Here is an 18,496-nt window from a genome sequence, read left to right as displayed (position 1 = left end):
TATACCACAGAATCACTCATTTGTCATTATTTTTATTATCTCCCGGACCGGCAAAAAGAGACGCGCCTGCGGCGCGTCTCTTTTTGCTCAAACACTATGATTCCAGGTCCTGCCCGCCGGCGCCGCTCTCCTCCGGCGGCGGCTCCGTTCCGGCTGAAGCCGCTCCCTCCTCCGCCGGGGCGGACTCCCCGCCCGGGGCCTCGATCTTCCGGGAGATCATGTGGACCTTTTTGGCGGGGGCCTCGATCCCCTCCGGCGCAGAGGGACGGAAGCCGCCCTCCGCCGGCTTGGTGGACGCGTAGGGATTCTCCACCAGCTCCGGGTCCCGGCCCTCGATGATGGCCACCATCTCGCCGCCGGTGATGGTCTCCTTCTCCAGCAGGTATGCCACCACCTTGTCCATGTCCTCCCGATTCTCCCGGATGACCTCCACGGCGGTCTTGTAGCACTGGTCCAGGATCTCCTTCACCGCCGTGTCCATGCGGGCGGCGGTGTCCTGGGCGCAGTCCATGCCGTAGCCGCCGTCCAGGTACTGATTTCTTCGGGAGGCCAGGGCCATCATGCCGAACTCGTCGCTCATGCCGAACATAGCCACCATGTTCCGCGCCACATTGGTAGCGTCCTGAATGTCCTGGGACGCGCCGTTGGTCATGGTGTCCATCACCACCTCCTCGGCGGCCCGGCCGCCCATGGAGACGGTGATCTTGGCCATCAGCTCCTCCCGGGTCCGCAGCTCCGTTTTGTCCTCCTCGGGCATCAGCAGCGTGTAGCCCAGGGACCCCTGGGTGTGGGGGACAATGGTGATCTTCTGCACCGGCTCGGTGTTCTTCTGCTTATAGGCCACCATGGCGTGGCCCACCTCGTGGTACGCCACCAGCTTCTTCTCAAACTCCGTCAGGACGCTGCCCTTTTTCTCTGTGCCGGCAATGACCAGTTCAAAGGCGGCCAGCATATCCTCCTGGGTCACCAGCTTCCGCCCCTTGCGCACGGCCCGCAGAGCGGCCTCGTTCACAAGGTTGGCCAGGTCCGCGCCCACGCAGCCGGCGGTGGCCAGGGCCACCTTTTTGAGGTTCACGTCCTCCGCCAGCTTGATGTTCCGGGTATGGACCTGGAGGGTGGAGATGCGCCCCGCCAGGTTGGGCCGGTCGATAGTGATCCGGCGGTCAAACCGCCCGGGCCGCAGCAGGGCCTGGTCCAGCACCTCCGGGCGGTTGGTGGCCGCCAGGAGGATGACGCCCTTGGTGGGGTCAAAGCCGTCCATCTCGGCAAGGAGCTGGTTCAGCGTCTGCTCCCGCTCGTCGTTGCCGCCCATGCGGTTGTCACGGGATTTGCCGATGGTGTCCACCTCGTCGATAAACACGATGCAGGGGGCCACCTTGCTGGCCTCCTTGAAGAGATCCCGCACGCGGCTTGCGCCCACGCCCACGAACATCTCCACGAAATCGGAGCCGGAGATGGAGAAGAAGGGCACGCTGGCCTCTCCGGCCACGGCCTTTGCAAGCAGCGTCTTGCCGGTGCCCGGGGGACCCACCAGCAGCGCACCCTTGGGGAGCTTCGCGCCGATCTCAGTGTATTTTCCGGGGTTGTGGAGGAAGTCGATGATCTCCGTCAGGGATTCCTTGGCCTCGTCCTGGCCCGCCACGTCGGCGAAGGTGACGCCGGTCTGCTTTTCCATGTAGACCTTGGCGTTGGACTTGCCCACGCCGCCGATGCCGCCCATGCCCCCCATGCCGCTCTTGCCGGCCACCCAGCGCATCACCAGCATGAACACCAGCATCAGGATGACAAAGGGCAGAATGTACTCCACCAGGAAGAGCATAATGGGGCTGACCTGGGCCTGATAGTCCTTGTTGACGCGGATGACGGCGTCTCTCCCGTGCTCCAGCTCCATATCCGCTTTCTCCGTGCGCTCAATCACCTTCTCGTAGGACTCCAGCTGCACGGTGAAAAGCCGCAGGGAAACCTGCTGCTCCTGCCCCTGTTCATCGGTGACGGTATAGGCAGGGGTCCCATCCTCCAGGGTGACCTTGGTATATTCCCTGCCCTCCTTGTCGGTGTAGACGTACCCGTCCACCGGCGTGATAATCAGGATGGCCTCGCTGTTGTCGAAGTCTATGGCCGCGACATCGCCATATTCCAGCATCTCCAAAAAGTCTTTTTTGTACTCCAGCTCCACGGAGGAGGACTGACGCCCGGCGCTGGTCATGTAGGTGGAGGCGTAGCTGATGACGATGGTCAGCAGCAGCGCCCAGCACACCAGCTGGACGACGCCCCGCCAGCTGCCGCTGTTCTTGCCGCCGCCGCGTTTGTTCTTGTTGTCGTTTTGATCCATTTATTGGAACTCCTTTCAGAGGAAAAATAGCCGAAAAAACCGGTAATCCTCCATATACCTATATGACAGGCAGTATATCGCAGTATACCACACAACCCGAAAAGCTACAAGAACCAGGAATGCTTTTTCTATGAAATTTCTGTGAATTCCACTTTATTGTCTCCCGCTTGTATGGTATACTTGCTTTTGAATACGACAAAATTTTCTGCAAGGAGACACTATGGACGAAAAGAGAAGAGACGGCCTCACCGCCGAAGCCGACGGCATCATTGAGGGCCGCAACGCCGTCATCGAGGCGCTGCGGGCGGGAACCGCTGTTGATAAGATCTATCTCCAAAGGGGAGAGACGGACCGCACCCTGGGCCACATCGCCTCCAAGGCCCGGGCGGCGGGCGTGGTGGTGGTGGAGGCGGACCGGCGGAAGCTGGACGCCATGAGCCGCACCCATGCCCACCAGGGCGTCATCGCCCTGGCCGCCGTGCGGGAGTACGCCGGCGTGGAGGACATCCTCCGCGCCGCGGCGGAGAAGGGGGAGCCCCCCCTGATCGTGGTCTGCGACGAGATCTCCGACCCCCAGAACCTGGGGGCCATCATCCGCACCGCCGAGTGCGCCGGGGCCCACGGGGTCGTCATCCCCAAGCGCCGCAGCGCGGGACTGACGGCCATCGTGGCCAAGACCTCCGCCGGGGCGGTGGCCCATGTGCCGGTGGCCCGGGTGCCCAACATCCCCTCCCTCTTGAAGAACCTGAAAAAGCAAGGCGTGTGGGTCTTCGGCACGGCGGCGGACGGAACCACCGCCCTCTATGACGCCGATTTGAAGGGCCCCGCCGCCATTGTCATCGGCAGCGAGGGCGCGGGCATGACCCGTCTGGCGTCGGAGAACTGCGACTTTCTGGTCAGCATCCCCATGCGGGGAAAGCTCTCCTCCCTGAACGCCTCCGCCGCCGCGGCCATTTTGCTGTATGAGGCCGTCCGCCAGCGGATCGGCTGAGGAGAGAAAATCTATGGACCCCAAGAACAACAAAAATCCATACGGCCTGGAAAACGCCACAGACGTGCCCGCCGACCAGGAGGACTACTCCCTGGAGGAGATTCTGGCGGAGTTCGGCGGCAGTTTGGAGCAGATGCTCCTCAAGGGCACGGAGGCGGCTGAGGAAGCGTCCCCGCCTCCGCCTCAGCCCCCGGTGCCCCCTCCGCCTCAGCCGGTGCCCCCCAGGGCGCGGCCCCTGCCGCCGGAAAAGGAGCCGCCCAAGCCGGCCCCCGTCCCGCCTCCCCCGCCGGAGGAGGCGCCCGAACCGGCGGAGAAACCTGCTCTGGAGGAGGCGCCTGCGCCGAAAGAGACGCCCGCGCCGGAGGAGGAACCCAGACTTGAGGACATCCTGGCAGACCCCTCTTTGCGGGAGCCCGCCTCCCCCACCGTAGAGCTGGATATTCTGGACATGGCCCTGCCCAAGGCTCCCCGCCCCGTGTCCCTGGAGGACATGGTGGGCAGTACCGTGGATGCGGTGATGGAGGAGTCGTCGGAGCCCCTGCTGCCCCCCAAGCGGCGGGGCCTGTTCTCCCGGAAGCCTCTGGAGGAGACGGAGCAGCTCTACGCTCCCCCGGAGCCGGAGCCCGAGCCGGACCCGGAGCCCATCGGCCCGGAACCGGAGCTGTTCCGGGAGGCGGCGGAGCACCGGACGGCGTACCGCCGCTGCAGACGCCTTCTGCCCGCGGCGGCCGTGGTCTCCCTGGTTCCCACGCTGCTGCTGGCGCTGGAGCGTTTCGGCATTGCCGTCCCCGGCTGGAGCGGCGACCCCAGGCGGCAGACCTATGTCCTGCTGGCCTGCCTGGCTGTAACGGCCCTGCTGTGCCGCCACGTCTTTTTCAAGGGGGCAAGGCTGCTGGTCCGGGGCCGCTGCACCGGGGAGCTGCTGATCGCTCTCTCCGCCCTGGTCTCGGCGGCGGACTGCGTCTGCTGCCTGATGGAAAACCAGCGGACGGAGACCCTGCCCTACGCCTCCGTCAGCTGTCTGGCCCTGACCTTTGCCCTGTGGGGCTGCCAGCGGGAGAGCGGCGGAATGTACGACACCTTCCGCTCCGCCTCGCTGGACGACGATCCCCCCTATCTTGTGACGGATACCCCCCAGGGGGCCTGCAAGCAGCGGGGCGACGTCCCCGGCTTCTACACCGCCGCCATACGGGACAATGGCGCGGTTTTGTGGCAGACGGCCTTTCTGCCCCTGGTGCTGGCGGCCTCCATGGTCTTCGCGGGCCTCAGCTCCCTGGGCCAGAAGCGGGTGGACGATTTCTTTTTGAACTGGTCCGCCATCCTGGCGGCGGGTGCCTCGTTTGCCCTGCCCCTGGGCTGGGGACTGGCCTACGGCAACCTGGCCCGGCACCTGCAAAAAGCGGGCTGCGCCGTGGCGGGGTGGTTCGGCGCGGAGCGGATCAGCCGGAGAAAAAAGATGATCCTGACGGACGCGGACCTCTTTCCCCCCGGCACCATGCAGCTGGGAGGCGTGAAGGTCTTTGGCGAGGTGCTCTCCGTAGCGCTGTCTTACGCCGCCTCCATGGCCCGGGCCGCCGGCAGCGGGCTGGAGCGGCTGTTTGACGAGCTGCTGCGCGCGGAGCTTGGCAGCTATGAGGAGGTCTCCGGCTTCGCCTTCTACGAGGAGGGAGGCTGGTCCGCCACCATCCGCGGGGAGTCCATCCTTATGGGCACCGCCTCCTTTATGCGCAAAATGGACGTGCGCCTTCCCGGGGACATCAACCTGAAAACCGGGCTGTTCCTCTCCGTGGATCACCATCTGATCGCCGTGTTCGCCATCAAATACAACGCCTCGGAAAACGTGGACTTCGCCCTGCGGATGATGACCCGCAGCCGCGTCTGCCCCATTCTGGCCTCCCGGGACCCCAATATCGTCCCGGAGCTGCTGCGCCGGAAATTTCACAAGGGCGTGAAGGTGGAGTTTCCGGACCTGACCACCCGGGTGGCCCTCAGCGAGGCGGAGCTGGATCGGGGCCTCCCCCGGGCGCTGATCTTCCGGGAGGGCCTGCTGCCCTATGCCGAGGCGGTGGTGGGCAGCCGCCGGATGTGCAAAGCGGTGCGCCGCTCCACCGTCTTCTCCCTGCTGGGCAGCGCGGCGGGGACGCTGCTGACGTTCTATCTGGTGTTTTTGCAGCAGTACGCCCTGCTGACCCCCCTGGCCCTGGAGCTCTTTTTGCTGCTGTGGACTCTTCCGGTGCTGCTGATGGTGGACTGGGCCGGCCGGTACTGAGGGAATCATCTATGACGGATTTTCAAAAATATGAGAAGCTGAATATTGACGGGTCCTGGATCAACCTGGAAAAGGGAGACGCCAAGGGCGGCTGTTTCTGCACGCCCAAAGGCGCAAAGGTCATCGGCTGGGAGAACGGCATCCACTACTGCTTCATCCGCGGCTATGGAGAGACGGTCTTTGCCGTGAACCCGGAGAGCTGCGCGGAGGAGAACGTCTACCCCCTGGCGGCGAATTTCCGGGACTTCCTCCGCCTTCTCCTGGCCTGCGGAACCACCACCGCCATGGAGCAGATCGTCTGGTGGAGCGAGGCGCAGTTTCAGGCGTTTCTGGCGGAGGAGGCGCCGCCGCCGGAGCGGACGGCGGTCCTGGCGCAAATCCGGGAGGCCTTTCAGCTGCAGCCCATGGAAAACCCCTTCCAGTACGTCAAGGCCCTCCAGGCGGGTTTTGACCGCGGAAAACTCCGCTACACGGACGAATATTACGAGGTCACAGGCCGCGCCCGGCCCGACGGGTCGCACCCGGAATCGGGAGGCTTTGAATTTCCCCCGGTCCTCTTTACTTTTTTCCGCCGGGATCAGGACAGCGGAACATGATGGAAGCCTGAAAAGTGCGCAGAGAGCCCTTTCCGGGTGATCTCCGGCCTGAGAGCCGCCCTGCGGACGGCTGGCCTGCGAAACGCGCCTGCGGGCACAGCCCGCACACACCCTTCTTTCCGTTGACGAAATCTCCAGCCTCTTTTGACAGTCTGAGGCGGCATGGATTCACCATGCCGCCTCTTTTTGTCTCTCACGCCAGCTCTGCCTGGCCGGTGTACAGCTGGTAGTATCTTCCCTTCTGCGCAATCAGATCCTCATGGTCGCCCCGCTCGATGATCTTTCCCTGCTCCAGCACCATGATGGCCTTGGCGTTGCGGACCGTGGAGAGCCGGTGGGCGATGACAAACACCGTCCGTCCCGCCATCAGCCGGTCCATGCCCTGCTCGATGAGCTTCTCTGTCCGGGTATCGATGGAGCTGGTGGCCTCGTCCAGGATCAGTACCGGCGGATTGGCGCAGGCCGCCCGGGCGATGTTCAGAAGCTGCCGCTCCCCCTGGCTCAGACTGCCGCCGTCGCCGGAGAGCACGGTGTCGTACCCCTTGGGCAGGTGGCGGATGAAGGCGTCCGCCCCCGCCAGCCTGGCGGCGGCCTCCACCTCCTCATCCGTGGCGTCCAGGCGGCCGTAGCGGATGTTGTCCGCCACGGTGCCGGTAAAGAGATGGGTGTCCTGAAGGACCACTCCCAGGGAGCGGCGCAGGGCGTCCTTGGAGATGTCCCGCACGTCGATGCCGTCATAGGTGATGGCGCCGCTCTGGATCTCATAGAAGCGGTTGATGAGACTGGTGATGGTGGTCTTGCCCGCGCCGGTGGAGCCCACAAAGGCGATCTTCTGCCCAGGCTTTGCAAAGAGGGAGACGTCGTTCAAAACGATGTGATCCTCGTTGTAGCCGAATACCACGCGGTCGAACCGGACATCCCCCCGGAGGGGGACCAGCGTCCCGTCGGGCTTCAGCCAGGCCCAGGCGTTGTTGTCGTAGTGGACCCGGGTGACGCCGCCGGACTCGTCCTCCGCCGCCCGCACCAGCTGCACCTCGCCCCGGTCTGTCTCCGGCTGGGCCTCCATCACCTCAAAGACCCGCTCCGCGCCGGCTATGGCGGAGAGGATGGTGTTCATCTGCTGGGAGATCTGGGTGACGGGCTGGCCCACCTGCCGGGTATACTGGAGGAAGGCCCCCAGGTCCCCCAGCCGGAAGGCCCCGCCGCTGTGGATGGCGAACACAGCGCCCAGACAGCAGCTGAGAGCGTAGTTGATATAGTTCAGGTTGCCCATGGCGGGCATCATGGCCCCGGCGTAGGCGTGGGCCCGGGAGGCCGCCTGCCGGTAGGCCTCGTTCCGGGCATAAAAGCCCTCCTTCGCGGCAGCCTCATGGTTGAAGACCTTGATGACCTTCTGCCCCTCGATCATCTCCTCAATATAGCCGTTGACCGCTCCCAGGGCGCTCTGCTGGGCGGCGAAGTACCGCCGGCTGCGGCCGCCGATGGCTCTGACCACCAGCAGCATCACCGCCAGCACGGCGAAGGTAATCAGCGTCAGCACAGGGCTGAGGACCAGCATCATGACGATGGTGCCCGTGAAGTTCAGCGTGCAGGAGACCACGCTGCCAAAGCTGTTGTTCAGCGCCTCGGAGACGGTCTCAATGTCGTTGGTGTAGCGGCTCATAAGCTCGCCGTGGGTGTGGGCGTCGAAGTATTTCAGCGGCAGCTTCTGCATCCGCTCAAACAGGTCCGCCCGGATCCTCGCCACGCAGGTCTGGGAGATGTGCACCATGATCCTGGCGTATCCAAAGGAGCAGGCCGCCCCCGTGATGTACACCGCCGCCATGAGGCACAGCATCCTGGCAAGCCCCGGGAAGTCCCCGGGCAGAATATAGTCGTTAATCAGGGGCTTAATGAGATAGGAGCCCCCCACGGTGCAGGCGGAGCTGACGCACAGCAGCACCACTACCACCGCCAGCAGCGCCTTGTAGCGCCCCAGGTAGGCCATCAGCTTCCCCAGGGTGGCGCGGATATTTTTCGGCTTCTGGAAGCCGCCTCTGGGGCCGTGGCGGCCCGGGCCTCCCGGCCCCATGGGTCTTTTGCTCTCAGCCACCGATGCTCACCCCCTCCTGCTGGGACTGGTACACGTCCCGGTAGATCTCACAGTTTTCCATCAGCTCCTCATGGGTTCCCTGGGCGGCGATGCGGCCGGCGTCCATCACCAGGATCATGTCCGCGTCCCGCACGGAGGCCACCCGCTGCGCAATAATCAGCTTGGTGGCGTCCTTCAATTCATTGGCAAAGGCCGCCCGTATTTTGGCGTCCGTGGCCGTGTCCACGGCGCTGGTGGAGTCGTCTAAAATCAGCACCCTGGGCTTTTTCAAAATCGCCCGGGCAATGCACAGCCGCTGCTTCTGCCCGCCGGAGACGTTGACGCCCCCCTGGCCCAGGTCGGTGTCCAAGCCGTCGGGCATCCGCTCCAGAAACTCGTCGGCGCAGGCGGCGCGGCAGGCCGCCCACAGCTCCTCCTCCGATGCGTCCGGATCTCCCCACAGGAGGTTCTCCCGGATGGTGCCGGAGAAGAGGGTGTTCTTCTGCAGCACCATGCTCACCGCGTCCCGCAGGTGCTCCATGGTGTAGGCCGCCACAGGCCGTCCGCCCACGGACACGGTGCCCTCTCCCGCCTCGTAGAGCCGGGGGATCAGGGACACCAGGGTGGTCTTGGCGCTGCCGGTGCCGCCCAGAATGCCCACGGTGGACCCGGCGGGGATGTGGAGGCTCACGTCCCGGAGAATCCACTCCGTGTTCCCCGGATTGTACTTGAAGGAGACGTGGTCAAAGTCAATGCTGCCGTCCTTCACGGCGGCGGGGACCTGCGCACCGCTTTCGTCCGTGTCCGTCTCCGCGGCCCCGTCGGTGATGGCGGGCTGTTCCTCCAGCACCTCCACAATCCGGCGGGCGCAGGCCACCGAGCGGCTGAGCATCATGAAGATCATGGAAACCATCATGAGGGACATCATGATCTGGGTGATGTAGGTAAAGTAGGTCATCAGCTTCCCCGCCTCCAGGGTCCCGGCGTAGACCATCTGTCCGCCAAACCACATGACGGCGATGATGGTGCCGTAGACAATCAGCATCATGACGGGCATATTGATAACCACCATGCCGAAGGCCCGGAGGGAGGTGTCCTTCAAGTCGTGGTTGCGGGCGGCGAACTTCTCCTTCTCATGCTCCTCCCGGACGAAGGACTTCACCACCCGGATGCCCGCCAGATTCTCCTGCACCACCAGGTTCAGCGCGTCCGTCTTCTCCTGGAGGGAGCGGAACATGGGCCCCACCCGGGTCAGAATCAGCGCCACGGCGATAATCAAAAGGGGCAGGGCCGCCAGAAATACGCTGCTCAGCCGTAAACTGATGCGCACGGACAGCACCAGGGCCGACACCAGCATCACCGGAGCCCGCACCAGCAGCCGCATGCCCATCATCAGCGTCATCTGCATGGCGTTGACGTCGTTGGTGAGCCTTGTCACCAGGGAGGCGGTGGAAAACTTCTCGATATTGGAGAAGGCAAAATTCTGAATGTGGTCGTACTCCGCCCGGCGGAGATTTGCGCCGAAGCCCTGGCCTGCCACGGAGGACAGCACCGCCGCCCCCAGCCCCAGGGCCAGGGACACCATGGCCATGGCCACCATGACGCCGCCCCGGCGCAGAATGTAGCCCTGATCGGCGTTTTTGATGCCGATGTCCACAATGTCGCTCATCACCAGGGGAATCAGCAACTCAAACACCGCCTCCAGGGCGCTGCACGCAACGCCGGCGGCGATCCACTTTCCGTATGGCCGCGCATGGGGCCACAGTTTTTTTATCATGTATGCAGTTCCTCCTTCAAATTCTCAACGATCCGGTCCAGCAGCCGCAGCAGCGTCTCCCGCTCCTCTGCGGAAAAGCCCCGGACCATGGCCTCCTCGCTGGCCAGAAAGCTCTCCGTAAACCGGGTCTGCCGCTCCCTGCCCTTGTCCGTCAGGGTGATGAGCCGCTGCCGGGCGTCCGTATCGCTGACGGTCCGCCGCACCAGCCCCTTCTCCTCCATCCGGTCCAGGATGCCGTTGACGGTGGAGGGCTTCGCCCGCATGAACTCGGTGAGCTCCCGCTGGGGGACCCGGCCGCCGTGCTGGTGGAGATACATCAGGACATGGGTCTGGACCGGCGTCACGTCATAGCATGAAACCCTTGCGTCCATGGCGCATCTGGCCATCTGCGCCGCCCAGCCCAGGGTGGGCCCCAGGCGGCGGGAATCATCGTGCCGCATCCCCGCGCCTCCTTTCACTGGCATGGCAAAATATTTAGCTGGCTAAATATTAGCAGACTAAATATTAGCACATGGCCCCCTGTCCTGTCAATGTGCAAAATGACAATCTTTTTTGAACGATTTGTAAACGAAAAGTGCCGAAATTCGTCTGGTTGTAAACAAATTGTGAAGGATCGCAAAAGGCGGTTGACTTTTCCCGCGGCCTCGGATATGATGAACCCATCAAGCGGAAAGCTTGAGCTACACACACCATTTTCCCTCTCCTTTCTCTATAATCATACGGGGAACCGGGCAGTCTGCGAGGACTGCCCGGTTCCCCGTTTTCCGCCGGACTGCGGCGGGAGGGGACCTTTGGGGGCGGGTTTTGGGGAGATGAACCTTTTGAAGTGAACCCTTTTTAGAGAGGAGATGGCCCGCTGAAGGCAGCGGACCCCACTAAGGGGCTGCCATTTCCTATTGGACAGATCCCGCTGTGTGAGGGGTCCTCCCATTGCAGTATGAAAAACTGCTGACAGCGGGCCGCCTGTTGAGAATCTTGGCGTTTCCTGTCAAACAAAGCGGCAGTACTTCCCCCAAAAACCGGCACACATTTGTGGGGCCCGCACCCCTGTGCGGGCTAATCCCTCCTTCAGCCTCCCGCCGCTCACTTTTGAATATCAATTTATTTTTATCGAAAAACAATAAATTTTTGTTGACATTCGGTGGAGTCCATGGTAGGATACCAGAAAAAGGAGGTGTCCCGCCATGTGCTTAACTGCTTTTCTGATACCCACCGGGCTGGCGCTGCTCATCCTGGCCGCGGTACTGCTGGTACAGGGGGTGCGGCAGAATCACAGGGGGAAGATGTTCTCCTCCGTGGGAATTCTGGCGATTTTGGCGGCCGGGTGCGCAGTGATGATGGAGTTCATCACCCGGCCTCTGTAAGGGGGCAGACAGATGGAAAAGGTCTCTGTTCAAAAAATCGCCCGGGTGCTGAACCTGCTGATTCTGGCGGCCCTGGCCTGCAACCTGATTATTTTGTATCTGGTGCCCGCTGCCGTGTTGATGGATCAGCACAGTCTGCTGGGCGGAGTCGGAGAGTACCTCTCCGGGATCTTTCACCCAGGGGAGGATGGCATCGTAGCGGCAAGTCTTGCCGCCAGCTTTATCTCCTGGTTTTGGTTCTGGCGGGACGCCTATACGCTGGTGCTGACGCTATTTCTGGTCATCTCCGGCATCTGCACCGCCGTCATCCTCTGGCAGGCCCACCGTGTCCTTGGCTCCATCACGGAAGGGCGCCCCTTCTCCATGGAGAACGCCGCCAGCCTCCGCCGGGCCGCCGTGTGCTGTTTCTTCATCGCCGGAGCGGCCCTGGCAAGGGTGATTTTCAGCGTCTGCTGGTACCGCTCCCCCCTGCCCCTGGCCACGTACAACGCCCTCTTTGTCCCCATGTTCGCCATGGGCGGGCTGCTGTGTCTGGTCATGTCCGCCCTCTTCCGCCAGGCGGCGGAGCTGAAGGCGGAAAACGACCTGACGATTTGAGGTGGGCCATGATCGTAGTAAATCTGGATGTGATGATGGCAAAACGGAAGATGACCCTCTCCCAACTCTCGGAGAAGGTGGATGTGACATTGGCAAACCTGTCCATCCTGAAAAACAACAAGGCCAAGGCGGTGCGCTTTTCCACCCTGGAGGCCATCTGCGCCGCCTTGGACTGCCAGCCGGGGGACATTTTGGAATTTGTGCCGGACTAAGTACAGTTTCGCGGGTCCAGGGGCGCGGCGCCCCTGGCGGGGTGCAGGGGCGGAGCCCCTGCCAAAGCCCTCAGCAGAGCCTGTGCGGCGCAGCGGCTCCCATATTGAGAGCCCCTTACGCGCCTGCGTAAAAAGAAACCCAAAAGAACTTTCATAACGCTGTCTGCAGTTTGCGGACAGCCCGAACAGGAGAATGGATATGAACAATATGGAAAACGCCCTCGTTCCGGAGGGCGCGGCGAAGCCTGCCCAAAACGTGCGAAAAATCTATGAGACCACCCCCCGCAGCCGCCTCTTTCTGGCGGGAACGCTGGCCCTGTGTCTCCTGCTGGTAAACGCCGTCACGTGGCCCTGGGGCATGGGGAACACAGTGACCGTCTTCGCCTGGTATGCCCTTCTGCTGCCGGCCATGGGCCGGGAGGCCCTGCTCCGCCGCCGGGAGAGCAGGGTGCTGCTGGCGGCAAATCTGCTGCTGGCCGCCTCCTTCGCCCTGACCTCCAACCCCTGGTTCCGGCTCTGGAATTTCCTGGCCCTGGCGCTTCTGGTCCCCATCCACACCGCCTCCCTCACGGCCGGGGACCTGCTGCCCTGGTGGCGGCCCGCCATGGTGGAGGAGCGGCTGGGACTGCTGTGCCGCGGCGTCTTCTGCCACCTGGGGACGGCCCCCGCAGCCCTCTCCGCCGGACGGGAAAAGAAAAGCGTGAGTCTCACCGTGGTGCTGGGCGCGGCCGCCGCCCTGGGGCTGGTGTCCGTCCTGCTGCCCATCCTGGCCTCCGCAGACGCGCTGTTCGCCGCCGCCACCCGGGGGCTGACGGAATTTATCCGCCTCCACTTCGCCCGGGGTCTCTGGAAGCTCCTGTGGGCCCTGGCGCTGACGCCCTTCCTCTTCGGCCTGCTGTACTGCCTCCGCCGCGTGCCCGCCAGGACGAGGACGCATACGCTCTACACCGTGGACAGCGCCCTCTTCGCCATCATTCTGGGGGCTCTGGATGTGCTGTACCTGCTGTTCCTGGCAGTGCAGTCCGCCGGGCTCTTCGGCGGAGCGGAGTACCTGGCCCAGAGGGGCATCTCCTACGCCGAGTGGGCCCGCAGCGGCTTTTTCCAGATGGTGGGCGTCACCGTCATCAATCTAGCGGCGGTCATGGCATCCATGACCTTCTCCCAGCAGGAGAGCCGGGGCTGGCGGGCCGTCCGGGTACTGTCCACGGCGCTGATAGGGGAGAGCCTGGTCCTTCTGGCCTCCGCCGCCTGGCGGATGACGCTGTACGTCTCCGCCTACGGCCTCAGCTTCAAGCGCTTTATGACCTACTGGGGCATGGTAATGATGGCGCTGTTCCTGCTCTCGGCCCTGGAGAAGGTCCGGAGGCCGGACCGCTCCTTCTGCCGCCGGGCCCTCCCCCTGGCCCTGGCGGGGTGGCTGGCGGTCAACTGCATCCCCGTGGACTACCTGGTGGCGAAAAACCAGGTGGACCGGTATCTCTCAGGGGAGAGCCCCATTCTCAGCGTCCACTATCTGGCCTACTCCCTGTCCTACGACACCCTCTCCCAGCTGGAGCGGCTGGGCCCCGCGCTGCCCCTGGCGATCTGCGAGGGGGACTGGTGGAACATGCAGGATACCGCGGGCAGTCTGGTGGAAAGGCGGCGCGCGGCGGCCCGGGAGGACTGCGCCGACTGGCGCAGCTGGAACCTCTCCGCCTGCCTTGCCGCCGGCGGGAGGTAACCCTCCCGGTTACAGAAAAAAGAAAGGCCCGCTCCGAGAGCGGGTCTTTCTCAAGCTCCTCATTTCTGATCTCCCACGCTGTGCGTCCGCAGATACTCCAGCCAGATCCTGCACCCTGCCGGGTTCAGATGCACCCCGTCAAAGTTCAGGTTCTGCGGCAGGCATCCGTCCTCTCCGGCCAGGGCCTCCGCCACGTCCACCAGGGCGCAGTCCTTCTCCTCCGCCAGGGCCCGAATCACCCCGTTGTACACGCCGATGCGCTCGTTGCTCACATAGCTGCCCTTGGCGTCCTGCTTGGCGCTGACCGGCAGAATGGTCTGGAGGACGATCTCGGCGTCCGGGTGGTCCTCCCGGATGCGGTCGATGACCTTGGCGTACTGGTCGTGGAAGGTCTCCTTTTTGCTCCAGCCCAGCTCGTTGATCCCCAGCATCAGATAGACCTTGCCGCACTCAATCTCCTTCAGGGCGTCCAGCAGGGGGACCTTCCCGTCCTCCGCGGGCCAGGCCTTCTTGGTGAACACGGACTCCACCGTGGCCCCCACGCCGTAGAGATAGGTGCCGGTTTTCAGCCCGCTGTACAGGTGAAAGCCCTCCGTGCGGGAATCCCCCAGAAAGACGGCGTCCTCGAAATATGTATCCTCCACGGCCTCGCTCTCCGGCACCGGGCCGAAGGAATCCTCCAAACCTGCCGTCTTTGCCTGCACCCGCTTTGCCTCCACGGCAGCGTCCTGCTTTGCACCGCCGGCAAACCGCACGACGGACACGGCTTCTCCCGCCTTCGCCGGCGCCGGCTCCTGAACGGCGCCCGCCGGTCCCCCCGGTGTCAGCAGCTCCGCGGACACCAGAAGCATCGCCAGAATCGCCGGCATCTTCTTCCGATTTTGTCTCTTCTCCCGCTTTCCCGCCATGTGTCTCCCCCGCTCCCGCAATTTTCCGCGCCTGTTTTCCTGGCTCCTATTATACATCGTTTTGTCGAAAAATGTCGAAACAAATCGATAAAATTTTGATGACAAATTCTTTACAATTCTTACAAAAGCCGGGGGTTTTTTACCGTTTTCGCCTCCCGCCCCACAATCGAACGCCCGCGGCCAGTACGGCCGCGGGCGCTTCGGCATTATTTCCGCAAATTTTCAGGATAGGCCCCCGCCTGGTGGAGCGTCCGCAGCTCCTCCGCCACGGTCTCCCGGTCCTCCCGGTAGGTCATGCCGAACCACTTGTCGGCGGACCGCAGGACGGAGACCTCCAGCTCTCCTGCACGCAGCAGATCGTCCACCATAATGGGCAGCAGACACTCCGATTGGGGGTCCCGGCCCCCCTCTCCCTGCAGGAATCGGGCAAAATAGTCCTCCAGCACCGGGAAGACGGAGGGCATGAAGCCCCAGTAGTTCATGGACACCGTGGACTCCGGGTCCAGCAGGCGGTCCGCCGCCAGGTCCCGCAGGGTCCCGTCGGAAAAGAGCTGAATCTTCTTCGTCTCCCGGACGGACCGCAGCCGCCCGTCCTCCACGGTGCAGATACCCCGGGACACAGTGCCGTGGAGGCTGGCGGTGTTTTTCAGAAGGTACCCCACCATGGCGGCCTTCCCCGCCGCCGGGAGGCCCGTCAGCTCCTTGTACATCGCCCGGTAGGCGTCGATGCCGTAGTAGTCGTCAGCGTTGATGACGCAGCAGGGCTCATGGACCACATCCGCCGCGCACAGCAGGGCGTGGACGGTGCCGAAGGGCTTGGTCCGCTCCGGCGGGGGCGCGTAAAACGCGGGCAGGGAAGAAAAATCCTGGAAGGCGTAGGCCACCTCCACAGGAGCGCCGTCCCCGGCGGTCTTCCGCTCCAGGTAGTCCCCGCAGAGACGGCGCACCAGCCCCTCCATCTCCGGCTTGATGATAAACACCACCTTGCCAAAGCCCGCCCGCAGGGCGTCATAGATGGAGTATTCCATCAAAATCTCTCCGCCGGGGCCGATGCCGTCCACCTGCTTGCTGCCGCCGTAGCGGGACCCCAGGCCCGCCGCCATGATGACCAGGGAAACCTTCATAACATCCTCCGAATCCGGTCCGCCGCCGCATATGGCGCTGCGCAGACCGTCTTTTGTACATTTATAACACTACTATACCCCATCCTGCCCCGCTTTTCAACCGCCCTTGACTTTTTCTCGAAAGGATTTATAATAGGAGACACAAAACTGAGAACAATTTTCAAATTGGAGATGCCATATGCCCTACAACACAAGACAACGACAGGCCGTCCTCCGCTGTCTGGAGCGGCGGCCGGAGGAGGCCCTCACCGCCTGCGAGATCGCGGCGGCCCTGCGGCGGGACCAGTGCCCGGTGGGACTGGCCACCGTATACCGCCAGCTGGAGCGGCTGGAGGAGACGGGCCGCGTTCACCGGGTGGACACCGGGGAGGGGGCGCTGTACCAGTTCTGCGTCCACGGCGGCGCCCGGGCATGCTTTCTGCTCCGGTGCGAAACCTGCGGCCGCATGGTCCATCTGGACTGCTCCCACCTGGAGGAGCTCTGCCGGCACCTGGCGGCGGACCACCGCTTCCGGGTGGACCCCCGCCGGACCATTCTGACCGGGCTGTGCGATGCCTGCGGCAGAGAGGAGGCGTCCCATGGAGCGACCTGAGCTGCTGGCCTGCCGGGACGTGTCTCTTGGCTACGAGGGGCAGACCGTCCTGGCCCATCTGAACCTCTCCATCCGGGCGGGGGACTACCTCTGCGTGGTGGGAGACAACGGCTCCGGGAAGTCCACCCTTCTGCGGGGCCTGCTGGGCCTGCTGGCGCCCCAGTCCGGGGAGATCTGGCGGGCGCCGGAGCTGCGGCGGGGGGCCATCGGCTATCTGCCCCAGCAGACCCAGGCCCAGCGGGACTTTCCCGCCACAGTGTACGAGGTGGTGCTCTCCGGCTGTCTCAACCAGCGGGGAAACCGCTTTTTCTACTCCGCCGCCCAGAAGTCGGCGGCGCTGATGAACATGGGCAAGCTGGGCATCCTGGAGCTGAAGGGCGAGAGCTACCGCAGCCTCTCCGGCGGCCAGCAGCAGCGGGTGCTGCTGGCCCGGGCGCTGTGCGCCGCCGGCCGCCTGCTGATTTTGGACGAGCCCATCACCGGCCTGGACCCAGCCGCCGCACAGGATCTGTACAAGACCCTGTCCTATCTCAACGAGAAAGAGGGCATGGCCGTGGTCATGGTGACCCACGACCTGCGGCCCGCCCTGCGCCAGGCCCGCACGGTGCTGCACATCGGGCGCAGCGGTCTGTTTTACGGCACCGCAGAGGCGTATCTGCGTTCCCCGCAGGGGCGGCGGTTCGGAGATGCGGCCCCGTGACGCAGCGGATCCAGCCGCCGGGTCCAGGGGCGGCTCGCCCCTGCCGTCTCTCCCTTGCTCCCCGCCGTGCGGGGAGCGCAACGCAGGCGAATCTCCGCGCAGGCTGGGATGCTGGATGTATTTCAAAAAACATAACGAAGAACAACGCGAAAAGATCCGTCCAGACGGCGTTCTGCGCCTGTGAATGCCGCTTCTTACTGCGCAGAGCCTCCGCCCCTGCAATTGCGGGAGCTTTTGTCACTTTTTCAGCAAAGAAAAAATAACCAAAAAGAATTTCATACGCTTCGCTCCCCTCTCATCCGCCTTCCTGCGGCAGCAGCAAACCACTTTTATATACAGGAGTTTTTATGAACCTTCTTCAAATGTTCTCCTTCCCCTTCATGCAGCGGGCGCTGATCGCCGGGGTACTGGTGTCCCTCTGCTGCGCCCTGCTGGGGGTGCCCCTGGTGCTGAAACGGTACTCCATGATCGGCGACGGGCTGAGCCACGTCTCCTTCGGAGCTCTGGCCATCGCCGTGGCCCTGGGATTCACGCCGCTGTACTTCTCCATCCCCGTGGTGGTGCTGGCGGCGTTCTTCCTGCTGCGCATGGCGGGAAGCCCCCGCTGGAACAGCGACGCGGCCATCGCCGCCGTCAGCGCCTCGTCCCTGGCCGTCGGCATCATGGTCATCTCCCGCACCACCGGCATGACCACCGACGTGGACAGCTACATGTTCGGCAGCGTCCTGGCCATGTCCCGGGCGGACGTGGCGTTGTCGGCGCTGGTGTCCGCCGCGGTGCTGGCGCTGTTTGTACTGTTTTACCATAAGCTGTTCGCCGTCACCTTTGACGAGAGTTTCTCCCGGGCCGCGGGGCTGAACGTGGACCGTTACAATACCCTGCTGGCCGTTCTCACTGCTCTGACCATCGTGCTGGGGATGCGGATGATGGGGGCCATGCTGATCTCCTCCCTGGTCATCTTCCCCGCCCTGACGGCCATGCGGCTCTTCAAGAGCTTCCGGGGCGTGATTCTCTGCGCCGCCGCCGCCTCGGTGACCTGCTTCTGCACGGGACTGACGGTATCCTTCGCCTGTTCCACCCCGGTGGGGGCCACGGTGGTGTGCGCCAATCTGGCGCTGTTCCTCCTCGCCTGCGCCGTCAGCGCCCTGCGGCGCTGACAGCAAAAAAGTTTCCCCGTATTTCTGGCCTGTGTCATGCAGGAGATGCTTCTAGGCGCCCGATTCCCGCCGCTGCGCGGCGGGAA

The 18,496-nt window shown here is 63.8% G+C and carries 16 protein-coding genes; 10 read left to right on the top strand and 6 right to left on the bottom strand.

Translation table 11 applies throughout. The annotated features are described in order from the left end of the window. Window positions 1-94: 94 nt before the first annotated feature. Entirely contained in the window at window positions 95-2,332 is a 2,238-nt protein-coding gene (gene ftsH / locus C816_RS11880) for an ATP-dependent zinc metalloprotease FtsH (RefSeq protein WP_016322635.1), read from the bottom strand. A 220-nt stretch (window positions 2,333-2,552) separates the two neighbouring features. Here ftsH and rlmB point away from each other — a divergent pair, with 220 nt between their 5' ends. The 3 genes from rlmB to C816_RS11865 are packed head-to-tail and all read left to right on the top strand — an operon-like array spanning window position 2,553 to window position 6,188. Further along, a complete protein-coding gene (gene rlmB, locus C816_RS11875) occupies window positions 2,553-3,323 on the top strand; it encodes a 23S rRNA (guanosine(2251)-2'-O)-methyltransferase RlmB (protein ID WP_016322634.1) in 771 nt (256 codons plus the stop codon). Between the two features lie 13 nt (window positions 3,324-3,336). After that, window positions 3,337-5,592: a hypothetical protein gene (locus C816_RS11870; RefSeq protein WP_016322633.1), complete on the top strand. Its 2,256-nt coding sequence runs from the start codon at window positions 3,337-3,339 to the stop codon at window positions 5,590-5,592. Window positions 5,593-5,603: 11 nt separating this feature from the next. Then, on the top strand, window positions 5,604-6,188 hold the full coding sequence (locus C816_RS11865; protein ID WP_016322632.1) for a hypothetical protein: 585 nt from the start codon (window positions 5,604-5,606) through the stop codon (window positions 6,186-6,188). A gap of 193 nt (window positions 6,189-6,381) precedes the next feature. Here C816_RS11865 and C816_RS11860 read toward each other — a convergent pair whose 3' ends face one another. Genes C816_RS11860 through C816_RS11850 form a run of 3 tightly spaced genes read right to left on the bottom strand, consistent with a single transcriptional unit; the run spans window position 6,382 to window position 10,476 of the window. Beyond that, window positions 6,382-8,259, bottom strand: a complete 1,878-nt coding sequence (locus tag C816_RS11860) for an ABC transporter ATP-binding protein (RefSeq protein ID WP_040655486.1) — start codon at window positions 8,257-8,259, stop codon at window positions 6,382-6,384. Between the two features lie 13 nt (window positions 8,260-8,272). Beyond that, a complete protein-coding gene (locus C816_RS11855; protein ID WP_016322630.1) occupies window positions 8,273-10,036 on the bottom strand; it encodes an ABC transporter ATP-binding protein in 1,764 nt (587 codons plus the stop codon). Next, on the bottom strand, window positions 10,033-10,476 hold the full coding sequence (locus C816_RS11850; protein WP_016322629.1) for a MarR family winged helix-turn-helix transcriptional regulator: 444 nt from the start codon (window positions 10,474-10,476) through the stop codon (window positions 10,033-10,035). The genes C816_RS11855 and C816_RS11850 overlap by 4 nt, the downstream gene beginning before the upstream one ends. Before the next feature lie 744 nt (window positions 10,477-11,220). On the opposite strand from C816_RS11850, the gene C816_RS11845 reads away from it, so the two are divergent. The 4 genes from C816_RS11845 (at window position 11,221) to C816_RS11830 (ending at window position 13,929) form a co-directional block, all read left to right on the top strand. Further along, the gene (locus C816_RS11845) at window positions 11,221-11,400 is read left to right on the top strand and encodes a hypothetical protein (protein WP_016322628.1); all 180 of its coding nucleotides are present in this window, start codon (window positions 11,221-11,223) and stop codon (window positions 11,398-11,400) included. Window positions 11,401-11,412: 12 nt separating this feature from the next. Further along, window positions 11,413-11,997, top strand: coding sequence for a DUF2975 domain-containing protein (locus C816_RS11840; RefSeq protein WP_016322627.1), 585 nt, complete (start codon window positions 11,413-11,415; stop codon window positions 11,995-11,997). A gap of 8 nt (window positions 11,998-12,005) precedes the next feature. Continuing rightward, a complete protein-coding gene (locus tag C816_RS11835; protein ID WP_016322626.1) occupies window positions 12,006-12,209 on the top strand; it encodes a helix-turn-helix domain-containing protein in 204 nt (67 codons plus the stop codon). A 199-nt stretch (window positions 12,210-12,408) separates the two neighbouring features. Beyond that, on the top strand, window positions 12,409-13,929 hold the full coding sequence (locus tag C816_RS11830; protein WP_016322625.1) for a DUF4153 domain-containing protein: 1,521 nt from the start codon (window positions 12,409-12,411) through the stop codon (window positions 13,927-13,929). Between the two features lie 59 nt (window positions 13,930-13,988). Here the strand turns inward: C816_RS11830 and C816_RS11825 are convergent, their stop codons facing one another. Both C816_RS11825 and C816_RS11820 read right to left on the bottom strand, forming a co-directional pair. Continuing rightward, a complete protein-coding gene (locus C816_RS11825) occupies window positions 13,989-14,837 on the bottom strand; it encodes a GDSL-type esterase/lipase family protein (RefSeq protein WP_016322624.1) in 849 nt (282 codons plus the stop codon). A gap of 206 nt (window positions 14,838-15,043) precedes the next feature. Then, the gene (locus C816_RS11820; protein WP_016322623.1) at window positions 15,044-15,961 is read right to left on the bottom strand and encodes a sugar phosphate nucleotidyltransferase; all 918 of its coding nucleotides are present in this window, start codon (window positions 15,959-15,961) and stop codon (window positions 15,044-15,046) included. 178 nt (window positions 15,962-16,139) lie between these two features. Here C816_RS11820 and C816_RS11815 point away from each other — a divergent pair, with 178 nt between their 5' ends. The 3 genes from C816_RS11815 to C816_RS11805 all read left to right on the top strand — a co-directional run bounded on the left by C816_RS11815 (window position 16,140) and on the right by C816_RS11805 (window position 18,410). After that, the gene (locus tag C816_RS11815) at window positions 16,140-16,553 is read left to right on the top strand and encodes a Fur family transcriptional regulator (RefSeq protein ID WP_016322622.1); all 414 of its coding nucleotides are present in this window, start codon (window positions 16,140-16,142) and stop codon (window positions 16,551-16,553) included. Continuing rightward, a complete protein-coding gene (locus C816_RS11810) occupies window positions 16,540-17,253 on the top strand; it encodes a metal ABC transporter ATP-binding protein (protein ID WP_016322621.1) in 714 nt (237 codons plus the stop codon). Before C816_RS11815 ends, C816_RS11810 begins: the two co-directional genes overlap by 14 nt. Window positions 17,254-17,600: 347 nt before the next feature. Next, window positions 17,601-18,410 carry a metal ABC transporter permease gene (locus C816_RS11805; RefSeq protein WP_016322620.1) on the top strand — a complete coding sequence of 270 codons (810 nt, stop codon included), beginning with the start codon at window positions 17,601-17,603 and terminating at the stop codon, window positions 18,408-18,410. Window positions 18,411-18,496: the final 86 nt, after the last annotated feature.

Source organism: Oscillibacter sp. 1-3, assembly GCF_000403435.2.
Classification (GTDB): Bacteria; Bacillota; Clostridia; order Oscillospirales; family Oscillospiraceae; genus Oscillibacter.
Note: the sequence above shows the minus strand (reverse complement) of the source record. Positions and strands in the feature narration are given on the sequence as shown.

What these genes read in the sequence shown, in the direction of transcription:
- ftsH (WP_016322635.1), bottom strand. Translation starts at nt 2,332, where the DNA reads ATGGATCAAAACGACAACAAGAACAAACGCGGCGGCGGCAAGAACAGC.
- rlmB (WP_016322634.1), top strand. Translation starts at nt 2,553, where the DNA reads ATGGACGAAAAGAGAAGAGACGGCCTCACCGCCGAAGCCGACGGCATC.
- C816_RS11870 (WP_016322633.1), top strand. Translation starts at nt 3,337, where the DNA reads ATGGACCCCAAGAACAACAAAAATCCATACGGCCTGGAAAACGCCACA.
- C816_RS11865 (WP_016322632.1), top strand. Translation starts at nt 5,604, where the DNA reads ATGACGGATTTTCAAAAATATGAGAAGCTGAATATTGACGGGTCCTGG.
- C816_RS11860 (WP_040655486.1), bottom strand. Translation starts at nt 8,259, where the DNA reads ATGGGGCCGGGAGGCCCGGGCCGCCACGGCCCCAGAGGCGGCTTCCAG.
- C816_RS11855 (WP_016322630.1), bottom strand. Translation starts at nt 10,036, where the DNA reads ATGATAAAAAAACTGTGGCCCCATGCGCGGCCATACGGAAAGTGGATC.
- C816_RS11850 (WP_016322629.1), bottom strand. Translation starts at nt 10,476, where the DNA reads ATGCGGCACGATGATTCCCGCCGCCTGGGGCCCACCCTGGGCTGGGCG.
- C816_RS11845 (WP_016322628.1), top strand. Translation starts at nt 11,221, where the DNA reads ATGTGCTTAACTGCTTTTCTGATACCCACCGGGCTGGCGCTGCTCATC.
- C816_RS11840 (WP_016322627.1), top strand. Translation starts at nt 11,413, where the DNA reads ATGGAAAAGGTCTCTGTTCAAAAAATCGCCCGGGTGCTGAACCTGCTG.
- C816_RS11835 (WP_016322626.1), top strand. Translation starts at nt 12,006, where the DNA reads ATGATCGTAGTAAATCTGGATGTGATGATGGCAAAACGGAAGATGACC.
- C816_RS11830 (WP_016322625.1), top strand. Translation starts at nt 12,409, where the DNA reads ATGAACAATATGGAAAACGCCCTCGTTCCGGAGGGCGCGGCGAAGCCT.
- C816_RS11825 (WP_016322624.1), bottom strand. Translation starts at nt 14,837, where the DNA reads ATGGCGGGAAAGCGGGAGAAGAGACAAAATCGGAAGAAGATGCCGGCG.
- C816_RS11820 (WP_016322623.1), bottom strand. Translation starts at nt 15,961, where the DNA reads ATGAAGGTTTCCCTGGTCATCATGGCGGCGGGCCTGGGGTCCCGCTAC.
- C816_RS11815 (WP_016322622.1), top strand. Translation starts at nt 16,140, where the DNA reads ATGCCCTACAACACAAGACAACGACAGGCCGTCCTCCGCTGTCTGGAG.
- C816_RS11810 (WP_016322621.1), top strand. Translation starts at nt 16,540, where the DNA reads ATGGAGCGACCTGAGCTGCTGGCCTGCCGGGACGTGTCTCTTGGCTAC.
- C816_RS11805 (WP_016322620.1), top strand. Translation starts at nt 17,601, where the DNA reads ATGAACCTTCTTCAAATGTTCTCCTTCCCCTTCATGCAGCGGGCGCTG.